At 37.1% G+C, this 19,989-nt stretch carries 20 protein-coding genes; 12 read left to right on the top strand and 8 right to left on the bottom strand.

The annotated features are described in order from the left end of the window. Positions 1–227: 227 nt before the first annotated feature. The 4 genes from A9996_RS10845 to purN all read right to left on the bottom strand — a co-directional run bounded on the left by A9996_RS10845 (position 228) and on the right by purN (position 4,650). Entirely contained in the window at positions 228–2,126 is a 1,899-nt protein-coding gene (locus tag A9996_RS10845) for an amidophosphoribosyltransferase (RefSeq protein WP_066434572.1), read from the bottom strand. Positions 2,127–2,320: 194 nt separating this feature from the next. Continuing rightward, entirely contained in the window at positions 2,321–3,256 is a 936-nt protein-coding gene (locus A9996_RS10840; protein ID WP_066434571.1) for a PfkB family carbohydrate kinase, read from the bottom strand. Between the two features lie 87 nt (positions 3,257–3,343). Then, on the bottom strand, positions 3,344–3,985 hold the full coding sequence (locus tag A9996_RS10835) for a ribonuclease H1 domain-containing protein (RefSeq protein WP_066434570.1): 642 nt from the start codon (positions 3,983–3,985) through the stop codon (positions 3,344–3,346). A gap of 95 nt (positions 3,986–4,080) precedes the next feature. Further along, the gene (gene purN, locus A9996_RS10830; protein ID WP_066434568.1) at positions 4,081–4,650 is read right to left on the bottom strand and encodes a phosphoribosylglycinamide formyltransferase; all 570 of its coding nucleotides are present in this window, start codon (positions 4,648–4,650) and stop codon (positions 4,081–4,083) included. A gap of 292 nt (positions 4,651–4,942) precedes the next feature. Between purN and A9996_RS10825 the strand changes: the two genes are divergently transcribed. From A9996_RS10825 to pyk, 5 genes are all read left to right on the top strand, one after another. Next, entirely contained in the window at positions 4,943–5,176 is a 234-nt protein-coding gene (locus A9996_RS10825) for an acyl carrier protein (RefSeq protein ID WP_007647141.1), read from the top strand. A 12-nt stretch (positions 5,177–5,188) separates the two neighbouring features. Beyond that, entirely contained in the window at positions 5,189–6,439 is a 1,251-nt protein-coding gene (fabF, locus tag A9996_RS10820; protein ID WP_066434565.1) for a beta-ketoacyl-ACP synthase II, read from the top strand. Positions 6,440–6,446: 7 nt separating this feature from the next. Further along, complete coding sequence (gene rnc / locus A9996_RS10815) at positions 6,447–7,193, top strand: ribonuclease III (protein ID WP_066434562.1); 747 nt, start codon at positions 6,447–6,449, stop codon at positions 7,191–7,193. A 126-nt stretch (positions 7,194–7,319) separates the two neighbouring features. Beyond that, on the top strand, positions 7,320–7,799 hold the full coding sequence (locus A9996_RS10810) for an IPExxxVDY family protein (protein ID WP_066434558.1): 480 nt from the start codon (positions 7,320–7,322) through the stop codon (positions 7,797–7,799). A gap of 3 nt (positions 7,800–7,802) precedes the next feature. Further along, positions 7,803–9,245 carry a pyruvate kinase gene (gene pyk, locus A9996_RS10805; protein WP_066434555.1) on the top strand — a complete coding sequence of 481 codons (1,443 nt, stop codon included), beginning with the start codon at positions 7,803–7,805 and terminating at the stop codon, positions 9,243–9,245. Positions 9,246–9,834: 589 nt separating this feature from the next. Here pyk and dinB read toward each other — a convergent pair. Next, on the bottom strand, positions 9,835–10,944 hold the full coding sequence (dinB, locus tag A9996_RS10795; protein ID WP_066434551.1) for a DNA polymerase IV: 1,110 nt from the start codon (positions 10,942–10,944) through the stop codon (positions 9,835–9,837). A 43-nt stretch (positions 10,945–10,987) separates the two neighbouring features. On the opposite strand from dinB, the gene A9996_RS10790 reads away from it, so the two are divergent. The 3 genes from A9996_RS10790 to A9996_RS10780 are packed head-to-tail and all read left to right on the top strand — an operon-like array spanning position 10,988 to position 12,663. Continuing rightward, positions 10,988–11,647, top strand: coding sequence for an NAD(P)H-binding protein (locus tag A9996_RS10790; RefSeq protein WP_066434549.1), 660 nt, complete (start codon positions 10,988–10,990; stop codon positions 11,645–11,647). Position 11,648: 1 nt separating this feature from the next. Further along, complete coding sequence (locus A9996_RS10785) at positions 11,649–12,122, top strand: CYTH domain-containing protein (protein WP_066434580.1); 474 nt, start codon at positions 11,649–11,651, stop codon at positions 12,120–12,122. A 22-nt stretch (positions 12,123–12,144) separates the two neighbouring features. Continuing rightward, positions 12,145–12,663: a YciI family protein gene (locus tag A9996_RS10780; RefSeq protein ID WP_066434546.1), complete on the top strand. Its 519-nt coding sequence runs from the start codon at positions 12,145–12,147 to the stop codon at positions 12,661–12,663. 131 nt (positions 12,664–12,794) lie between these two features. On the opposite strand, the gene A9996_RS10775 is transcribed toward A9996_RS10780, so the two are convergent. Further along, the gene (locus A9996_RS10775) at positions 12,795–13,247 is read right to left on the bottom strand and encodes a cation transporter (RefSeq protein ID WP_111625777.1); all 453 of its coding nucleotides are present in this window, start codon (positions 13,245–13,247) and stop codon (positions 12,795–12,797) included. A 120-nt stretch (positions 13,248–13,367) separates the two neighbouring features. On the opposite strand from A9996_RS10775, the gene A9996_RS10770 reads away from it, so the two are divergent. After that, positions 13,368–14,246 (top strand): DMT family transporter, encoded by an 879-nt coding sequence (locus A9996_RS10770; protein WP_066434543.1) that lies wholly within the window; start codon positions 13,368–13,370, stop codon positions 14,244–14,246. A gap of 53 nt (positions 14,247–14,299) precedes the next feature. On the opposite strand, the gene A9996_RS10765 is transcribed toward A9996_RS10770, so the two are convergent. Both A9996_RS10765 and A9996_RS10760 read right to left on the bottom strand, forming a co-directional pair. Next, complete coding sequence (locus tag A9996_RS10765; protein WP_066434578.1) at positions 14,300–16,375, bottom strand: M16 family metallopeptidase; 2,076 nt, start codon at positions 16,373–16,375, stop codon at positions 14,300–14,302. A 28-nt stretch (positions 16,376–16,403) separates the two neighbouring features. Continuing rightward, positions 16,404–17,723 (bottom strand): M16 family metallopeptidase, encoded by a 1,320-nt coding sequence (locus tag A9996_RS10760; protein ID WP_066434540.1) that lies wholly within the window; start codon positions 17,721–17,723, stop codon positions 16,404–16,406. Between the two features lie 192 nt (positions 17,724–17,915). On the opposite strand from A9996_RS10760, the gene A9996_RS10755 reads away from it, so the two are divergent. The 3 genes from A9996_RS10755 to rpmA all read left to right on the top strand — a co-directional run bounded on the left by A9996_RS10755 (position 17,916) and on the right by rpmA (position 19,907). Continuing rightward, positions 17,916–18,410, top strand: a complete 495-nt coding sequence (locus A9996_RS10755) for a DUF4199 domain-containing protein (RefSeq protein WP_066434538.1) — start codon at positions 17,916–17,918, stop codon at positions 18,408–18,410. 447 nt (positions 18,411–18,857) lie between these two features. After that, positions 18,858–19,619: a 50S ribosomal protein L21 gene (rplU, locus tag A9996_RS10750; protein WP_066434535.1), complete on the top strand. Its 762-nt coding sequence runs from the start codon at positions 18,858–18,860 to the stop codon at positions 19,617–19,619. Between the two features lie 27 nt (positions 19,620–19,646). Continuing rightward, positions 19,647–19,907: a 50S ribosomal protein L27 gene (rpmA, locus tag A9996_RS10745; protein ID WP_066434531.1), complete on the top strand. Its 261-nt coding sequence runs from the start codon at positions 19,647–19,649 to the stop codon at positions 19,905–19,907. Positions 19,908–19,989: the final 82 nt, after the last annotated feature.

Below are 19,989 nucleotides of genomic sequence, written 5' to 3'. Positions count from 1 at the left end.
ATTGACAAATACAAAAGAATATCTTAATAAAAAGAAGGCAATAAAAAAAGGTAACATAAGTTTACCTTTTTTTGCCCCAAATCTACCATGAACTTAACCTACTTATGTTATGGTGATACTAAAGTATGTGGAATTAAATAATTTGAATTAAATTTTAGATGAATTACCAAATTACCCGATTAAACGTGATTTTATCGGATGATATGGATATATGGCTCGTTTCCAATTTAATAGGCACGTGCGTTATTTCCTTCGTAAAAATTTAAAAATGCTCTATTGACTACACGGTTACCTCCAGGGGTTGGGTAGTTGCCAGTAAAATACCAATCGCCTAGATTTTTTGGACATGCGAGATGTAAATTTTCAATAGTTTGAAAAATTGTCTTTACTTCTGTTTTAATTGTAGAATCGCAGATTAGCTCTGCAATTTTATCAGAAATTTGCTCCGCGCTAAATTGGCTGTATAAGTCTTTTACAAAATTCCTGACCTCTTTATCTTCCAGGTGCAGTTGTGCTTTACATTTTTTATAAACCTCTTCAATAAGGTGGTACTTGTCATTTTCTTTTAGCAACTCCAGCATTGCTCTAAAAGCAATAAGGTCTTCCAACCTGGCCATATCAATACCATAACAATCCGGATAACGAATTTGAGGTGCTGAAGATACCACAACTATTTTCTTCGGATTCAATCGGTCCATCATTTTGATGATACTCTTTTTTAAAGTGGTGCCGCGTACAATACTATCATCAATAATAACTAAGTTGTCAGTTGGCTTTATCACGCCGTATGTCACGTCATAAACGTGTGCCACTAAATCATCTCTACTGCTGTCTTCTGTAATGAAGGTCCTGAGTTTGACATCCTTAATCGCTATTTTTTCTATGCGCGGTCTCTCTGAAAGAATTTGGGTTACTTTTTCAGCAGATAAGCCTCCGTTGCCTTCAAGAATGGCTGCTGTTTTCTTTTTGTTAAGATGGTCTTCAACCGTTTCAATCATCCCAAAAAAGGAAGTCTCTGCGGTATTTGGAATATAAGAAAACACACTATTTTTTGTATCAAAATCGATTGCTTCCAATACTTTTGGCATGAGTAATTTTCCTAATTTTTTTCGCTCTTGATAAATTTCTGCATCACTTCCTCGTGAAAAATAGATGCGTTCAAAAGAACAGGCCTTACGTTCTAAAGGGGTGATAATTTTTTTAAGAGCAGTTTCTCCTGATTTCTTGATGATAATGGCATGGCCAGGAGTAAGCTCTTTTACATCATCAAAATTCACATTAAAAACCGTTTGGATCACTGGCCGTTCAGAGGCTACCACGACTACTTCATCATCCTGATAGTAATATGCCGGACGTATCCCAGAAGGATCGCGTAAAACGAAAGAATCTCCATGGCCTAAAAGACCCGCCATAGCATAACCACCATCCCAGTTTTTGGCAGCGCGCTTTAGTATTTTTGCAACGTTAAGACGTTCCGCTATCAGTGGAGAACATTCATTTTTGTTGTAGCCTTCATTTTTAAGTTGCTTGTATTTTTTTGCGACAGCATCATCCAAAAAGTGACCTATTTTCTCCATGATAGTCACGGTATCTGCCTTTTCCTTCGGGTGTTGTCCTAATTCAACTAAACCATCAAAGAGTTCGTTAACATTAGTCATGTTAAAATTTCCGGCAAGAATTAAATTTCGGTGCATCCAATTGTTCTGTCTCAAGAAAGGGTGCACGTTCTCTACACTATTTTTACCGAAAGTGCCATACCGAACGTGCCCTAAAAGTAATTCCCCAATATATGGAATGTTCTTTTTTTGCAAGTCCACATCATCAACGTACTCTGGATGTTCAGTCAATTCTTTATTGATGCGCTCATTAATTTGCGCAAAAATATCCTGAATGGGTTGCTGCGCAATAGAGCGTACCCGACTGATGTAACGTTCTCCAGGCTCAGTATCTAGTTTAATGCTTGCAAAACCAGCACCATCCTGTCCACGGTTGTGCTGCTTTTCCATCATCAAATACATTTTGTTGACGCCGTAAAAAGCACTACCATATTTTTCCTTGTAGTAATCTAAGGGTTTTAAAAGTCTTATGAGGGCTATTCCGCACTCATGTTTTAACGCATCACTCATTGGGGTGTCTTAATTTTAGATTTTCTTTCAATAGAAAAAATTAGTCGAAATAAGTTCGATAGTATTACAAACTAGGGCATTTAAAAAACGCGCTCCATTTGGAGCGCGTTAGTTTATGGCAATTCAATTGTGTAGCCTTTTGATAGCTTTTGTTTGAAGGTCATATAGAATCGTTTTATTGTAATCATTAGTATTTATAGGATATTCTCTAAGACAATTTCAAATTGGGTAAGTTGTTTAAACTGATCCAAGCGTTGGTATACTTCTTTTTCATTAAGTTTTTTCATACGCTCTGTTCCAAATTTCTCCACACAAAAAGAGGCCAATGTGGAACCATAAATGACCGCGTTTTTCATATTTTCAAAAGAATAGTCTTCTGTCTTCGCTAAAAATCCAGCAAATCCGCCAGCAAACGTATCGCCAGCGCCTGTTGGATCAAATACTTCTTCCAAAGGAAGTGCGGGGGCGAAAAAGACATTGTCCTCATGAAATAACAGCGCACCATGCTCACCTTTTTTGATGACCACATATTTTGGACCCATCTCATGGATTTTACGAGCAGCAACTACAAGCGAATATTCTCCTGTTAATTGACGTGCCTCTTCATCATTTATAGTAATAACGTCCACCTTCTTGATGACGGCCTTCAGTTCTTCCAAAGCACAGTCCATCCAAAAATTCATGGTGTCTAAAATCACCATTTTTGGCTTTTTGTTCATTTGTTCCAAAACACCCATTTGTACCAAGGGATGCAAGTTCCCCAGCATCACCACTTCTGCATTTTTATAACCTACTGGAACTACCGGATTGAAATCAGCAAGCACATTGAGCTCAGTTGCCAGGGTATCACGCGTATTCATGTCGTTGTGGTATTTGCCACTCCAAAAGAACGTTTTGCCTTCCTTTACGATTTCAACTCCAGAGATGTCAATGTTTTTATCTGACAATAGATCCAAATATTCTTGAGGAAAATCACCTCCCACTACAGAAACTATAGCCGCATCTACATTAAATTGAGAAGCTGCCAATCCTATAAAGGTTGCGGCGCCCCCCAATATTTTATCAGTTTTTCCAAAAGGTGTTTCAATAGCGTCAAAAGCAACGGTACCTACAATAACTAATTTACTCATAGTAAGGTTTCAAAATTTGCTGCAAATATAAGGTTTTTTAGGCACGAATTCTCCAATTCACTCGCATAATAAATCCCATTAGTTTAATCACTTCCTCCCGAAATCTGCAGGAATTTCACCCCAAGCCTTGGTTTCCCATTTTACAATTGTCGTCTCATAGCTGTTTGTTTTAAGCCAATTGACTGCTCTGTCTACCAACTCAAATAACTTCTCATTTTTAGAATTTCTGGGCAATTTAGTATTGCAGGTTTTTTTTCTGATCCAACTTATGGCTATTTTTGAGTCTGTATAAATAAAACGTTGGCTGTCATGTTTTTTGAGGAATGCCAAACCGTGTACAATAGCTAAAAACTCACCAATGTTATTTGTTCCTTCAGGAAATGGTCCTTGAATGAACAGTTGTTTTTTTGATTTGGTGTCCACGCCTCTATATTCCATAATTCCTGGATTACCGCTAGAAGCTGCATCTACTGAAATAGAATTAAAGTTAGGCTGCCCTATTTTTTTGAGCTGCACTTCAGAAAGACCGCTTTTGAAACTTTTAGATATGCCAATATAGTCCCTATAGTTTCCGATTAATGCTTTTTTCGCAGCTTCAAAGGTTTCAAAAGATTTGTATTGGGCACCTTGGTAATCTTTAATTTGGGCTTTGCAGTCGTCCCATTTCTCAAAGATGCCGGTTTTATGACCTTTCCATACGGTATAATATTTTTTCTTTTTTTTGGACATGTTCATTATCCGAGCAAACCGGAATACTATGAGTTAATTTGGCAGGAATATCAGGCTATCACAATGAATTTATGCCTTCATTTTTTTTAATTTTATTACTGAGATTTCAGTAGCTCCTCCACAACCTTCGGAAAATGTGCCATCTCCAGCTCATGGATTTTTGCTGCTACTGTTGCTGCAGTATCTGATGGATGCACGGCGCATTTTGCCTGAAAAATAATGGCGCCTTCGTCATAATGTTCGTTCACATAGTGAATCGTAATCCCAGTTTCAGTCTCTTTATTTGCTACTACGGCATCATGTACAAAATTTCCGTACATCCCTTTGCCTCCAAACTTAGGGAGCAACGCCGGATGAATATTAATAACCTTGTTTGGAAATTCATGAAGTATAAAGTCTGGAAACTTCCATAAAAACCCTGCCAAAACAATCACATCAGGTTTTGACGCTTTTAAGATATTAAGCACATCGTTGCTTTGTGAAAAGGCTATTCTGTTAAAAGAGAGTGCGCTTACCATAAGGTTTTTGCAGCGGTCCAAAACTTTGGCATGAGGATTATTAGTCAACACCTGAATTACAGAACCCGTTTCTCTGTCTTGAAAAAACTTAATTAAATTTTCGGCATTAGTACCGCTCCCAGACGCAAAAATCACAATACGTTTCATCTGCTACACTATCAAATATTATATTATTGTCAAACTTGTCTACCATCAGGTAGGTGCTAGCCGCTCTCAAATTAAAAAATGTTCTGCAAAATTCAGTAATATCATTTCATTTACAGATATTCGCTTCTAGAATCCGAAAAACAAAAAAAGGAATAATTATTAACAATTGAGAGGTAAAATAGAAATACTTCAATGTATCTTTACTAAATTACAAACACATTGTAGAAATAAAAATGGTTTTAAAATAAAGTTTTTATTTTTGCCTTTCAATAAAACTTAAAATTAAAAGATTATGTCAGACATTGCATCAAGAGTAAAAGCGATTATAGTAGACAAATTAGGTGTAGACGAGAACGAAGTTGTCACTGAAGCGAGCTTCACAAATGATTTGGGAGCAGATTCTTTGGATACTGTAGAATTAATCATGGAATTCGAAAAAGAATTTGATATCCAAATTCCAGACGACCAAGCTGAAAATATTGCTACAGTTGGTCAAGCTATCTCTTATATAGAAGCAGCTAAATAAGTAACGAACTTTATGGAATTAAGGCGAGTTGTAGTTACGGGTTTAGGTGCGCTTACACCAATCGGGAATACCAAAGACGAATATTGGGACGCCCTGATTAAAGGTAAAAGTGGCGCTGCGCCAATAACTTATTTTGATACTGAAAAGTTCAAGACTAAATTCGCATGCGAATTAAAAAACTTTGAACCAACCAAATTCATTGATAGGAAGCTAGTCAACAGGATGGACAGGTTTACGCAATATGCTATGGTGGCTTCTGATGAAGCGATCGCAGATGCAAAACTAGATCTTAATGTGGTTGATAAGCTTCGTGTTGGTGTCATTTGGGGAGCGGGCATTGGAGGGTTAGAAACCTTTCAGGATGAAGTTCTTAATTTTGCCGCTGGCGATGGAACTCCGCGTTTCAACCCCTTCTTTATTCCAAAAATGATTGCTGATATAGCTCCAGGGAACATTTCCATAAAACATGGATTTATGGGACCTAACTATACCACGGTTTCAGCTTGTGCATCCTCTGCCAATGCAATGATTGACGCTCTAAACTATATTCGTTTGGGCTATTGCGATGTGATTGTTACAGGTGGAAGTGAAGCAGCGGTTACCAAAGCAGGAATGGGTGGCTTTAATGCCATGCATGCCTTATCAACCAGAAATGAAAGTCCAGAAACAGCTTCGAGACCGTTTGACGCTACCAGAGATGGTTTTGTCTTGGGAGAAGGGGCTGGGGCCATTATTTTGGAAGATTATGAGCACGCAAAGGCTAGAGGCGCAAAGATCTATGCTGAAGTACTTGGAGGCGGGTTGTCTTCAGATGCTTACCACATGACTGCACCGCATCCTGAAGGGATAGGAGTTATTGCCGTAATGAGAAATTGTTTGGAAAATGCCGGATTGAAGCCTGAAGATGTTGATCACATCAACACACATGGTACATCCACACCCTTAGGGGACGTTGCTGAACTTAAGGCCATTACGGAAGTTTTTGGTGAACATGCCAAAAACATCAATATCAATTCAACAAAATCCATGACTGGGCATTTATTGGGTGCTGCGGGAGCTATAGAATCTATTGCTGCTATTTTAGCAATGGAATATGGCATTGTGCCCCCAACAATAAACCATTCCGTTGTAGATGAAAATATTGATCCGCAATTAAACTTAACGCTTAACAAGGCTCAAAAGAGAGAAGTTAAAGTGGCTATGAGTAATACCTTCGGGTTTGGCGGTCATAATGCCTGTGTATTATTTAAAAAATTAGATTAAATCCCGAATGAATTACATTCGTAACATACTAAATTCCCGTTCTAACACTGACGGGAATTTTTTTTTGGAAATCCAAAAAATCATAGGCTATAAGCCAAAAAACAAAAGTCTTTACGTTAAAGCCTTCACCCATAGGTCCATGAACGTTAAAGACAAGAATGGAATGGCACTCAATTATGAAAGACTTGAGTTTGTGGGAGACGCCATGCTTGGCGCTGTTATTGCAGCTTACCTATATGACGAAGCTCCAGAGGGAGACGAGGGGTATTTGACCAAAATGCGCTCTAAAGTGGTTAGCAGAGAACATCTCAATGAATTGGGCAAGGAACTCAAACTTATAGACTTTGTAGAATCTAAAATTCCAAAGAATAATTTTGGCAGCAATATTCACGGTAACTTGTTTGAAGCATTGGTTGGTGCTATATTTTTAGACAAAGGTTATAAGCAGTGTAAACAATTCATTGATAAAAACGTTATTGATAAACATATTGATATTGAAACGCTTGAAGGAAAGGTAATCAGTTACAAGAGTTTATTGATTGAGTGGTGCCAAAAAGAAAAAAAGGTGTTTGACTTTAATGTTTATGAAGATACTGGAAATGATAACATCAAGCATTTTTCCGTTAAACTATCCATTGACGGAAAGATAGTGTCGAAAGCAAGGGCAACCTCTAAAAAGAAGGCTGAAGAAAAGGCATCCAAACGCGCTTTTTTTGCTTTCCAAAACAGAATAAATCGCTCTTTTAAGGAATAGTTTTTGAGTTTTTATCAAAAGTTACTAACTATAACGATTTCGTACGTTACGCCTGTTAAGAATAACCAAAACTTCACATTGCAGTTGAGATAAAGTGCTATCTTTACGGTTCATGTTGGTATCACTATGGCGTTACACAAACTACTTGTAGATGATTTTTACGACGCTTCCTACTCGCTTTTAGCCGTCCATTGTAGGTTGGAAGATTACAGATTGGCATATCTTCTCAATAGATCTTTAAATCTTAAATTAAAACGTCAGCCTCAAGATTTAGATTATAAGTATTTTGCAGCAACCTATGCTATTTATGAATGGTTTGATGAAGAGTTTTTCACAACTTGGCACTTAGTGGCTAACGTTTGCAAAAAAGAAGAAGATAGCTTACAAAGCTCTGGCTCATTATTTTCGACCAATGAGAAAGTCCTCAAAACCTATCATTTGTTACCTGAATTTAAAAATGTAGATTTTTTTATAAAAATCTCCAATGATGAGCGGTATTTAGATGAAAAGCAAATGCTTGAAAAAATACAATCCATACCACAAGTTATAACCACATATACCATTGATGTAGACAAACTAAAGTCTAAAGACAATTTAATTTTTTGATTAATGCAGAAACGTAAAAAAACAAAAATAGTAGCCACTTTAGGACCAGCAACGAGTACTAAAGCCGTATTGAAAGCAATGCTTGATGAGGGTGTTGATGTATTTAGAATCAACTTTTCACATGCAGATTATGCTGATGTTGAAGAACGCATCCAAATGATACGTGAGCTTAACGATGAATTTGGATACAATGCCGCTATACTAGGCGATTTGCAAGGACCAAAATTACGCGTTGGTGTAATGAAAGGTGAAGTAGTTGTCAATGCAGGTGATGAAATCATATTTGCGACTGGCAAGAAATTTGAAGGCACTAAGGAGCGCGTCTTTATGACCTATGATAGGTTTCCACAAGATGCCAAACCAGGGGAGCGTATTTTGCTTGACGATGGGAAGCTGATTTTTGAAGTCGTATCTACTGATAAAAAATCAGAGGTAAAAGCGCGCGTGATACAAGGCGGACCTTTAAAATCTAAAAAAGGCGTAAATTTGCCAAACACCAATATCTCACAACCAGCATTAACAGAAAAGGACATTGAAGATGCCATTTTTGCTATAAAGATGAAAGTAGATTGGATGGCGCTATCTTTTGTACGCCATGCGGAAGATTTAATGCAATTGGCAGATCTTATCAAAGAACACAGTGATCATAAAATTCCAATTATTGCAAAAATTGAGAAACCAGAAGCAGTTGAAAATATTGATAAAATCGTGGCTCATTGTGATGGACTGATGGTGGCACGTGGTGATTTGGGTGTGGAAATTCCTGCAGAGGAAGTGCCATTAATTCAAAAGCAACTGGTGTTAAGAGCCAAACGCGCTCGAATTCCGGTAATTATTGCCACTCAAATGATGGAAACCATGATTACAAGCTTAACCCCAACACGGGCTGAAGTTAACGATGTCGCAAATTCTGTAATGGATGGTGCTGATGCCGTTATGCTTTCGGGAGAGACATCGGTGGGTCAATATCCTGTTCAAGTAATCAGACAGATGAGCAACATCATCAAAAGTGTGGAAGATTCGCCTTTGATTAAGGTACCACAATCACCGCCACATATTCGTACCAAACGTTATATTACAAAATCAATTTGTTATCATGCTGCCAATATGGCTAATGAAATCAATGCGAAAGCAATTTCAACCTTGACCAATAGTGGCTATACTGCATTTCAAATTTCGGCATGGAGACCAAGTTCACACATTTTAGTATTTACTTCCAATAAGCGTATTTTAACACAGCTGAATTTGTTATGGGGGGTTAAGGCGTTTTTCTATGATAAGTTTGTAAGCACAGATGAAACAATTGAAGATGTGAACGCTATTGCCTGTAAAAAGGGTTATTTGGAAACAGGGGACATGCTCGTAAGTCTAGCAGCAATGCCAATTCAAGATAAAGGCATGGTGAATACGCTAAGAGTTACTGAGATTACAAGCTGTAGTTTCTAAACATCACATTCAAGTCGGTAATAACCTTCAATATATAAAAACCCCGAAACCTTATGATTTTGGGGTTTTCTCATTGGTGTAAACGGTTTTTTAGTTGGAGCAACGCAACCATGGGCACAAAACCACATCTACTGTTCACAGAAGTCACTTGACCTTTTTCTAAATTCTTCCACTTATGATGCAAAAATCCTTTCTTTTTACTGATTCTTTTAGCTATGAGCTGTTCCAAAACTGATCATGGAACTCAAAGTGCCGTAAATTTGAAAGTTAGCGCCTGCTTTAATAAGTTTGAAAATAAAGTCTCTATTTGTTTAGATTCTGTTTTTAATGATTCTAGATGTCCAACGGGACTTGTTTGTATTTGGGAAGGTGATGCTGTTGCTGCCTTTTCTATATCAAGTCATGATAATATCAAAAAGTTTAATCTGCATACTAATAACAGCTTTCAGAACGATACGGTTATAGATGGAATAACAATTAAATTACTCACGATTACGCCTTATCCAAGTTCTGTCGTACAAAATTGACCCCAAGGATTATAGAGTTAAAATTGGCGTTGATGAAAATTAAGTTCACTAATATGAGAAATTTAAAACCCAAACTTCAGCTGCACGCTGACGGTTTTTTCTGAAGGATCAGTTAGTGTTGAAGCTCTATCCTCAGTATTCAAATTTGACAGTGAAATACCCAGCAGTCTTACCGAGTTGCTCATTTTTTCCTGATATAACAAATCTTTTGCCGTTTCAAGGATGATCTCTTTATTGCTCACAAAATAGGGTAACGTTTTACTTCTGGTTTGAAGTGTGAAATCACTATATTTTATTTTCAACGTAATCGTTTTTCCTGCAACCTTGCTTTTTTCTAAGCGTTTTGCAACTTCTTTGGCTATTTTATCCAGCTTTTCAAGCATAAAGATTTCACTCGATAAATTTTCAGTGAATGTGCGTTCAGCAGCCAATGATTTTCGGATTCGGTTGGGTTTTACCTCGCTATTGTGGATGCCTCTCACAAGATCATAATAGTAACCTCCAGATTTGCCAAAATGATCTTCAAGGTATTCTAAGGTTTTTGATTTTAAATCTTCTCCAGTATAAATACCCAGTTGGTACATTTTATCTGCAGTTACCTTTCCTACGCCATGAAATTTACGGATGTCCAAGCCTTGCAGGAATTCTAAAACTTCTTCTGGATTGACTGTTTTTTGTCCGTTGGGCTTGTTATAGTCACTGGCAATCTTCGCTACAAATTTATTGACTGAGATTCCTGCTGACGCCGTAATACCGACTTCTTTAAAAATACGCGTCCTGATTTCCTTAGCAATTAAAGACGCACTTGGGTTTCCTACTTTGTTCTCAGTAACATCTAAGTAAGCTTCGTCCAAAGAAAGCGGTTCAACCAAATCTGTATAGTCGTAAAAAATGGCTCTGACTTGTTTTGAGATGTCTTTATAACGATCAAATCTTGGTTTTACAAAAATCAATTCAGGGCAGTTGCGTTTGGCCTGGATGCCACTCATGGCGCTGCGTACGCCAAATTTTCGCGCTTCATAACTTGCCGCAGCCACAACCCCGCGTTTCTCGCTACCACCAACGGCTAAAGCTTTACCTTTAAGTTCAGGATGGTCCATTTGCTCCACAGATGCGTAAAAAGCGTCCATATCCACATGAATGATCTTTCTTATTGGTAAATCGTTTGGCATGCCGTAAATTTATAACATCTAAGCGTAACAGAAATTATAAAAAATGGTTAAAACAGCTATTGTTTTGGGGGCGACAGGACTGACAGGGAACATTTTGTTGAAAATGCTCTTGGATGATGAACGTTATGGTCACGTGACGGTTTTTGGAAGAAATAGTTGTGATATTAAGCATCCCAAATTAGAAGAGTATATTATTGATTTATTTCAATTAGAGCATTATGCCAATAAATTTAAGGCTGATGAAGTCTATTGTTGTATCGGGACCACCAAAGCAAAAACTTCAGACAAGGACACCTACATCAAAATTGATTATGGAATTCCTGTGGCTGCTGCAAAACTCTGTAAAGAGAACGGCATTGAAACCTTTGTAGTTATTTCCGCATTGGGTGCCAAAAAGAATAGTAAGGTGTTTTACAATAGAACCAAAGGAAAAATGGAAGCTGAGGTATTGGCACAACAAATTCCAAATACCTATATTTTACAACCTTCTTTGATTAGCGGGAAACGGGAAGAATTTAGATTGGGTGAATATGTGTTTAAAACACTGATGGGTCTTATAAAACCAATTTTTCGTTTTGGAGATCTAAAACGTTACCAGCCCATTGCTCCAGAAACGATTGCGGAGTGTATGGTGTGGTTGACCAATAATGTGTATGCTTCAGTACGCATTAAATCAAAGAAAATCCAGGAAATAGGTGAGTGATTTGATTGAAATAGAGCGTAAATTTTTAGTTGTTTCTGATGCTTTCAAATCCGAAGCTTTCAAGCAAACCCGCATTGTTCAGGCTTTTTTAAATTCAGATAAAAATCGAACGGTGAGAGTGAGGATTAAAGGTGAGCAAGGGTTTTTGACTATAAAAGGGAAATCTTCAGAAGACGGCATATCCCGTTTTGAATGGGAAAAGGAGATTTCCAAATCAGAGGCTGAGGCACTTTTAAACTTATGCGAAGACGGGATGATCGATAAGATTAGATATGAGGTCAAATCTGGTGCCCACGTGTTTGAAGTAGATGAGTTTTTAGGATCTAATGATGGACTCATAGTTGCGGAAGTAGAGCTAAAACATGTTTCTGAAAATTTTAAAAAGCCAAAGTGGTTGGGAGAAGAAGTTACAGGCCAGTTAAAATATTTTAACTCTCACTTGGTAAAGAATCCTTTTAAAAACTGGTCTTTATAATAACCTTATAAAAACGATTGTTATGAAAAATATAGTTTGGATGATAAGCGGCATGCTTTTTTTAACATCTTGTAATGAGAAATACAGAAAAATAGATAAAGATGATGTTATAGTCAGCTCTGAACGATTGGATTCTGTAGTCTCTGAACCAAAAACTCAAACCCAAATTAGAGAGGAATTGCTTACCAATGGGTATCAAATATTTGATATGATTGATGAAAAAACTAAAGACACCATTATTATGCAGCAATATTTTATTGCTTTTTTAAAGAGTGGGCCAAATAAAATTCAAAATGAAGAAGAATCCAAACGTTTGCAAAAGCAGCACCTAGAACATTTAAAGCGTATGTATGATCTTGGTTATGCTGATATTTCGGGTCCGTTTGGAGATGTTGGAGATATCAGGGGCATTACCATTTATAGTGTTCCATCTTTAAAAATGGCTGATAGTTTGGCAAATGCTGATCCTATGGTCAAAGCGGGTGGTTTGGCCATTGAAATGCATCCATGGTGGGCGCCCAAGGGATATTCCTTGAGGTAAGATCAAAAAAAACCACCGTTTTAGTAACAGTGGTTTTATAAATATCTTTTGTAAGATGCCTATGCTTTGCCTTTTTTAGCGCAACATTCTTTTTTACAATCGTCAGAGCATACTTTTTTTTCGGTAAAAGCTTAATCTCCACTTTTTTTGTCTGAGCAACATGCCATTTTACAGTCGGCAGCACAGGCCTGTTCTGTAGAAAAAGCATCAACAGTTTTCATGTCTTTCACACTGTAAGTGTCTGCAACAGATACTACCGCCTCTTCTAGAGATGATGGTGTCACTTTTGCGTTGTCATATTCCACCATAGCCAAACGGTTGTCAAAATCAACCGTAGCTGATTTTACCCCTTCCATTCTGGCAATTTTCTTTTCAATAGTTTTGGCACAACCCATGGCGCAGGTCATTCCTTCGATACCAAATTCTGCTTTTGCATACGTAGCATTGGGATCCAATTGTTTTTCAGAGGACAATTCTGGCTGTTCCATCTCCACTGTTTTTACTTCTGGGGTCGCATTATTATTGCAGCTCACTGTAAATAATGCCAAGGTTGTAAGCAAGGCAAGTGTTTTTAATGTTTTCATAGTTATAGAAATTAGAATTCTGATTGAATTATAGTTTTTTAGAATGGCTATAAAAAACAAAATTAAGAAATTATCACGTTTTTTGCACCAATTAAAATTTTTACTTCAGACATTTAATCAATGAAAGGTATACATATTAAATGGGTTTATCTTATAGTGCTTGCAGTTATTTGGGGGAGCTCATTTATATTGATGAAAAAAGCGCTACTAGGCATAACCCCCTATCAATTGGGTGCATTGAGAACTGTTTTGACAGGTCTATTTCTTTTTAGTGTTGGCATTAAGGCGGTAAAGAGTATTGATAAGCGCCAATGGAAGTGGTTGATTTTGTCTGGATTTTTAGGCTCTTTTTTTCCCGCTTTTTTCTTTGCCATTGCAGAAACTGAGATTGACAGCTCAGTGGCTTCCATACTCAATTCTTTAGTGCCTTTAAATACGGTATTAATGGGATTTGCAGTTTTTGGTATTGCTTCAACCAAACGTCAAATAGTTGGAGTGATCGTTGGTTTTATAGGAACGGCATTGCTGATTTTAAAAGGGGCAGAACTCAATCCTAATCAAAATTATCTGTATGCACTGTTTGTAATACTCTCCACTGTGATGTATGCTGCCAACGTAAATATTATAAAACGCTACCTTCAAAACGTAAAACCGTTGCATATAGCAGTGGGTAATTATGTCGGAATTTTTATTCCCGCACTCGTGGTTCTTTTATGGTCAGGATTCTTTACCGAAACGACCTATACAGCGCCTAATTTTAAAATGGCATTACTTTATGTTGGCATCCTCTCTTTATTTGGAACAGCGCTGTCAAAAGTGTTGTTCAATAGTTTGATTCAAATGTCAACACCTGTTTTTGCTTCGTCTGTAACTTATCTAATGCCTTTAGTTGCCCTCATGTGGGGTGTATTGGATGGGGAAGGATTTAGTGCCTGGCAGGGGTTGGCGGCCTTTGTTATCCTGATAGGCGTATTTTTATCACACAAACGTAAAACATAAAAAAAGTCTGAAGTTTTAGGCTTCAGACTTTTCTATCATGTATTACTTATGTGTTATTTGAAATCTGCTTCAGTAACACCTTCATTAACCTTAACATTGGTCACGTTCATTTTAACAACTTGTGGTCCTGTGGTTACAGACATGCTGTAAGGATACAACACCTCTTTTACAGGTGAATAATTTCCATAATCTTCAACAGTTGTCATTGATTGTCCTTGTACTTCCATTGTTTTCTCAACTCTTTTCAAAAGACCTGACTCTACATCGTAATAGCGGAAAGAATCTTTGTCATCTGCAGAAACTTTTACTTTATAAACATCACTTCCTTCAATACTGGTAACGCTTTCTAAAGACAATGCGCCTGGCTCGTAATAAAGTTCCGGAAAGATGGAATTTTGAGCTTTTTGGTCTGCAATTTGATCAACGGTAAGGTCTTTCTTCGCGCCTTGTTGTTCTATATATCCCGTTGTACCGTCAAACTTTTGTTTCATCACCACGCCCATTCCTTCAATAGACATTTCCATAGAAGTTTTGTTTGGTGCCATAGCTTTCATTTCGCCCATAGGAGAAAAAGGCATTCCTTCAATAGTCACATTAGCGGACGTCCAAACTGATTTTACATTTTCGGCTTTGTCTTTTCCGCCAACGGCTTTAAAATAGGAGTCCATGACCGTTTTTGCGGTTACTCCGGCTGGGATTGGTTTTGAAAATTCAGGTTTGGCAACCGGATTTGCATACGTATCAAAGTACATAATCGGAATTCCTGTTTTTTCAAGGTTTTCTAAAACATCAGCCCCTTTACCTACCACAACAATACGTGCATTTTCTGGTTTGAAATATGTATTGGCAACACGCGTCACATCTGCAGCAGTCACGGCATTTATCTTTTGCAAAAAGGTTTCATAGAAGTCTTTTGGCAAGTTGTTCAATTTGATATTCAAGGCATATCTTGCAACCGTTTGCGGGCTTTCTAAAGCCAATACAAAATCACCTACATATTTTGCTTTTGCGTTTCTAAGGGCTTCAGCTTCTACAGGTTCTGATTTGATACGGTTAATTTCCTTTAAAGTTTGAACCACGGCACTGTCAGTAACCATATTTCTTACCGCTGTACTTGCAGTAAAACGACCAACATACTTGTCAGCATCTACACCAGAGCGAGCGCCATAAGTATACGCATGTTTTTCGCGCAAATTCATGTTGAGGTAGCTATTGAAACCACCACCCAAAATTTTATTGGCGATCAAAACAGCGTGATAATCTGGATCATTCATTTTCAATTCGACATTGTTGGTCAATGAAATGTTTGATTGGACTGCATTTGGCATATCCACAAAATTAATTTGAGTGTATTGTACATTTGGCGTTGCTTCTGGCACGGTAGATTGGATATCTATAGATTTTGTCCATTTTCCAAAACGTTTCTCGATTTGAGATTTGATTTTTTTGAAATCAACATCGCCAATAACTACCAAATAGGCATTATTAGGATTGAAGCTCTCTTCATAAAATGCTGAGATATCTTTATAAGCAATAGTGTTTACAGACTCAGTAGAAACAAATTCACCATAAGGATGTTTTACGCCATAAGACAGGGCGCTTCCTACGCGTCCAGCAACGGCATCAACACTCTTCTCTTGTGTTTTTAAACCTTCAATAAGTCTATCTTTTTCTTTGTTGAACTCCTCTTCAACCAATAATGGGTGAATGGTTGCATCTGCCATTAACTCTAAAATGCGATCAGAATATTGAGAAAGAGTTGTTGCATAAGCTCCCGAAGAGCCAAAGTTCAAACTCGCGCCCAAGAAATCGATTTCTTCGTTAAACTTGTCTTTAGGGACAGACGTTGTTCCGTTACCCATCATAGCACCGACCAAAGTTGCAACGCCAGCAATGGCACCTTCGGTTTCTGGTTTATTGTCAATAGTTAGGTTAAAGGAAACTCTAGGGAGTTTATGGTTTTCTACAACCATTACCTTCATCCCATTTTTAAGGGTGAATTCTTGAGGTGATTTTAAATCAATCTTTGGAGCAGGTCCGGGTTGAGGTTGTTTTGAACGGTCAATTTGTGCATGGGCAGAAAAGGCCATAAAAAATACCATTAAAAATGCTGATATGTAAATTTTCATATGATATGATGTTTGTTTTAGATTTTGATTATTGGTTATCTTTTTTTGGAAGATAGTCAAGTTCTAGACGTTGGTTTGGACTCAAATATTTTTTAGCAACATCTCTAATTTCTTCTCTTGTGATTGAGCGATAGATGTCAATTTCAGTATTGATGAGATTAACATCATCTTTTAGCAAATAATTGGTTGCCAAGTTTTCAGCAATCCCCTCAACACTTGAATTGGAGTTGACATATTGATTCTCAAATTGATTTTTAAGTTTTTGGTAATCTCTTTCAGAAATCAATTTGTTTTGAAGTTTTGCAATTTCCTCATCCATTTCGCTCAATAAAGTGTCCAATGTGACATCGCCCAAAGGCAACGCTAAAATTGCAAAAACGCTATAATCCATTTGAGCTACGTTGATAGCTTGTGCTTGAAGTGCCATTTTTTGCTCATCTACCAATTTTTTGTAAAGTACAGAGCTTTTTCCACCACTTAAATAACTAGAAATCATATCCAAGATATAAGATTCACGTTCTTTAAATCCTGGAGTGCGATACGCAGCAATAACTGCAGGAATTTGAATGTTGTTATCGTACGCTTTTGCTTCAATGGTTTCTGTGATTGGGGTTTCCTTTGGAAAATTTCTCACCACTTCAGCTCCTTTTGGGATAGGACCAAAATAATCTTTGATCATTTTTTTTGCCTCAGCTTTGTCTATATCACCAGCAACAACTAATACGGCGTTATTTGGCACATAATATTTTTTGAAATAGGCCTGAAATTCTTCTAAAGTAGCAGCATCCAAGTGTTCCATTTCACCAATGTTTTTCTCTTTGTAAGGATGCACTTTAAATAAGTTCTCTCCAATAGCACCTAAAAATCCACCGTAAGGCGCATTGTCGTAACGCAATCTTTTTTCTTCCTTAACAACTTCATTTTGAGTATCCACACCTATTTGGTTGATGATTGGGTGCATTAAACGCTCAGACTCCATCCATAATCCTAATTCTAAATTGTTTGAAGGGAAAATCTCATAATAGTAAGTTCTGTCCAAAGATGTATTGGCATTATTGGTGCCTCCGTTTGAAGAAACTACGTTGAACCATTCGCCACGAGCAATATTTTTAGTGCCTTCAAATAAGAGATGCTCAAAAAAATGGGCAAAACCAGTGCGTGAAGGTTCGTAATCTTTTCCGCCTACATCATACATAACTGAGGTGATTACTACCGGAGCTGAATTGTCTTGATGAAGAATAACGTGCAGCCCGTTATCTAAATCAAACTCCTCAAATTCGACCTGTTGTGCATGGGCTATAACGCCAAATAGCAACAAGGAGGCCAAACAGAATAAACATTTTTTCATAGTGTTTTATTTTAAATATTAGTTATTTTACACTGTAAGTAGTATTTATTTTACATTTGTTACAGCTGTTCACGAAAATAATAAATCATTATGCCAATAAGGCACGTGGCCTGAAAATAAATCTTAAAAATTGGTTTAATAGAGATTTTTTTACGAATTTTAAGATTCTAAAAGTTTAAAAACACAATATACATGAACAGATCTTTGTCAGTAGCCTTGAAATACGGGTTGTTTATTGCTGGTAGTTTAATTGCTTATTTCTTAATTTTAAGATTGTTTGATTTACATAATAATGCTTGGTTACGTATGTCCAATGGACTCTTCATGGCTGCAGGCATTTACTTTTCTATCAAGTATTACAAACTCAAATACAAATCAGAATTTACTTACGTAGACGGATTTAAAACAGGATTGGTCACTGGCTTTATTGCCACAAGCGTCTTTATCGTGTTCATGGCCATATATATGTTCCATCTAGATAAAGAATTTGCGCAAACTATTTTAGAAAGATGGTTTGATGATACAAATCAAGGTGCAGGCTTATTAATAATTATTATCTTAATAGAAGGTTTGGCGTCAACAGCTGTGTTGACCTTAACCTGTATGCAGATCTTCAAGAAAAGCAATCATGTAGGACAACAGGAGAAGTTAGTTGATAATAAGTCAAATGACAAACAATTGAATTAAATTCATTCCATCTGTTATAAATCATTTCAAAAATCTTGAACAAAGTTCTTGTTTTTAAGGAGTCGTAGCATCCGCTCCTGTTCAGGTTTAACAATTTTGCAACGACTTTCATCTAAGAAGACCCTAGGGAATCTAAAAATTTTAATTCCTGCTCTAGCGTGATGCCTTCTGATATTCCAATTTTCTGATGTATATAACACAAAAGTGAAGACCACCCTAGAAAAAACATCCAGAAACTCTTTAGGACAGTTTAAAGTCTAAGATTTTTAATTTCCATAGCCGGTTTAGTGCAAGTTTCACAAGTGTTGAAAAACATGGCTCCTATCTTTCATTGAATTTAATAACGAATATTGACCGCCGACCGTAAAAAACGTTTGTAGTTTAATTATTTAGGTGTATATTTGCACCCATTTTAGAATAAAAATTAACTAATTTAAACGTTACGCTATGTACGCAATTGTAGAGATAGCAGGGCAACAATTCAAAGTTGTAAAAGACCAGAAAGTGTTTGTTCACCGTTTAGCAACAGAAGAAGGAAAGACAGTGTCTTTCGATAATGTTCTTTTGATTGGTGATGGTGATACAATTACTTTAGGCGCCCCAGCTATAGACGGAGCTCAAGTAGGAGCAAAAGTCTTAAGTCACCTTAAAGGTGATAAAGTTATCGTTTTCAAAAAGAAAAGACGTAAAGGTTACCGTGTGAAAAACGGACACCGTCAATCTCTGACTGAAATCGTTATTGAAAGCATTGTTGCTTCGGGCGCTGTAAGAGCGACCAAAGATGAAAACAAAGGAGCTAAAAAAGCTGAAAAAACTGAAAAAGCTAAACCAGCTAAGGCTGACAAAGCTGCTCCAGCAAAAGAAGCTAAAAAAGCAACTAAAAAAGAAGTTGAAGTCAGTGAAAATTTGGTAACTCGTGCAGAGCATAGAGCTGAAGATTCAAATATCGAAATGAACATCGATAAAGTACTTCACAGCATCGGTACAGCTACTAAGGCTGAAGCTGATGATCTGAAAGAAATCAACGGTATTGGCCCGGCTTACGAAGAGCGTTTGAACGAAGTAGGTATTTATACTTATGAGCAAATCAGTAAATTGAAAGCTGCTGATAGAGACGAACTTTCAGGTATTGATGGTATCACTCGTGAGAAGATCGAAACTGAAGAGTGGGTGAAACAAGCTAAAGCTTTGTTGAAAGACAAAAAATAATATAGTAACAATTAAAACCTTAAGACAATGGCTCATAAAAAAGGAGTTGGTAGTTCTAAAAACGGTAGAGACTCAGAATCGAAACGCCTTGGTGTGAAGATTTTTGGTGGTCAAGCTGCTATTGCTGGAAATATCCTCGTAAGACAAAGAGGCTATACACATCACCCAGGTGAAAATGTGTATGGTGGAAAAGACCACACATTGCATGCGCAAGTTGATGGTCTAGTGAAATTCACAAAAAAGAGAGACAACAAGTCTTATGTATCAATTGAACCGTTTGAGGTTTAATTTGTACAGATTCTTTTAATACTTCAAAAACCCTTTCTGGTAACAGAGAGGGTTTTTTATTTGAGGGTTAGTTTTTTTTGCC

Origin of the sequence: Gelidibacter algens (assembly GCF_001678675.1) — a bacterium.
In the GTDB taxonomy this organism is placed as follows: Bacteria; Bacteroidota; Bacteroidia; order Flavobacteriales; family Flavobacteriaceae; genus Gelidibacter; species Gelidibacter algens.
Note: the sequence above shows the minus strand (reverse complement) of the source record. Positions and strands in the feature narration are given on the sequence as shown.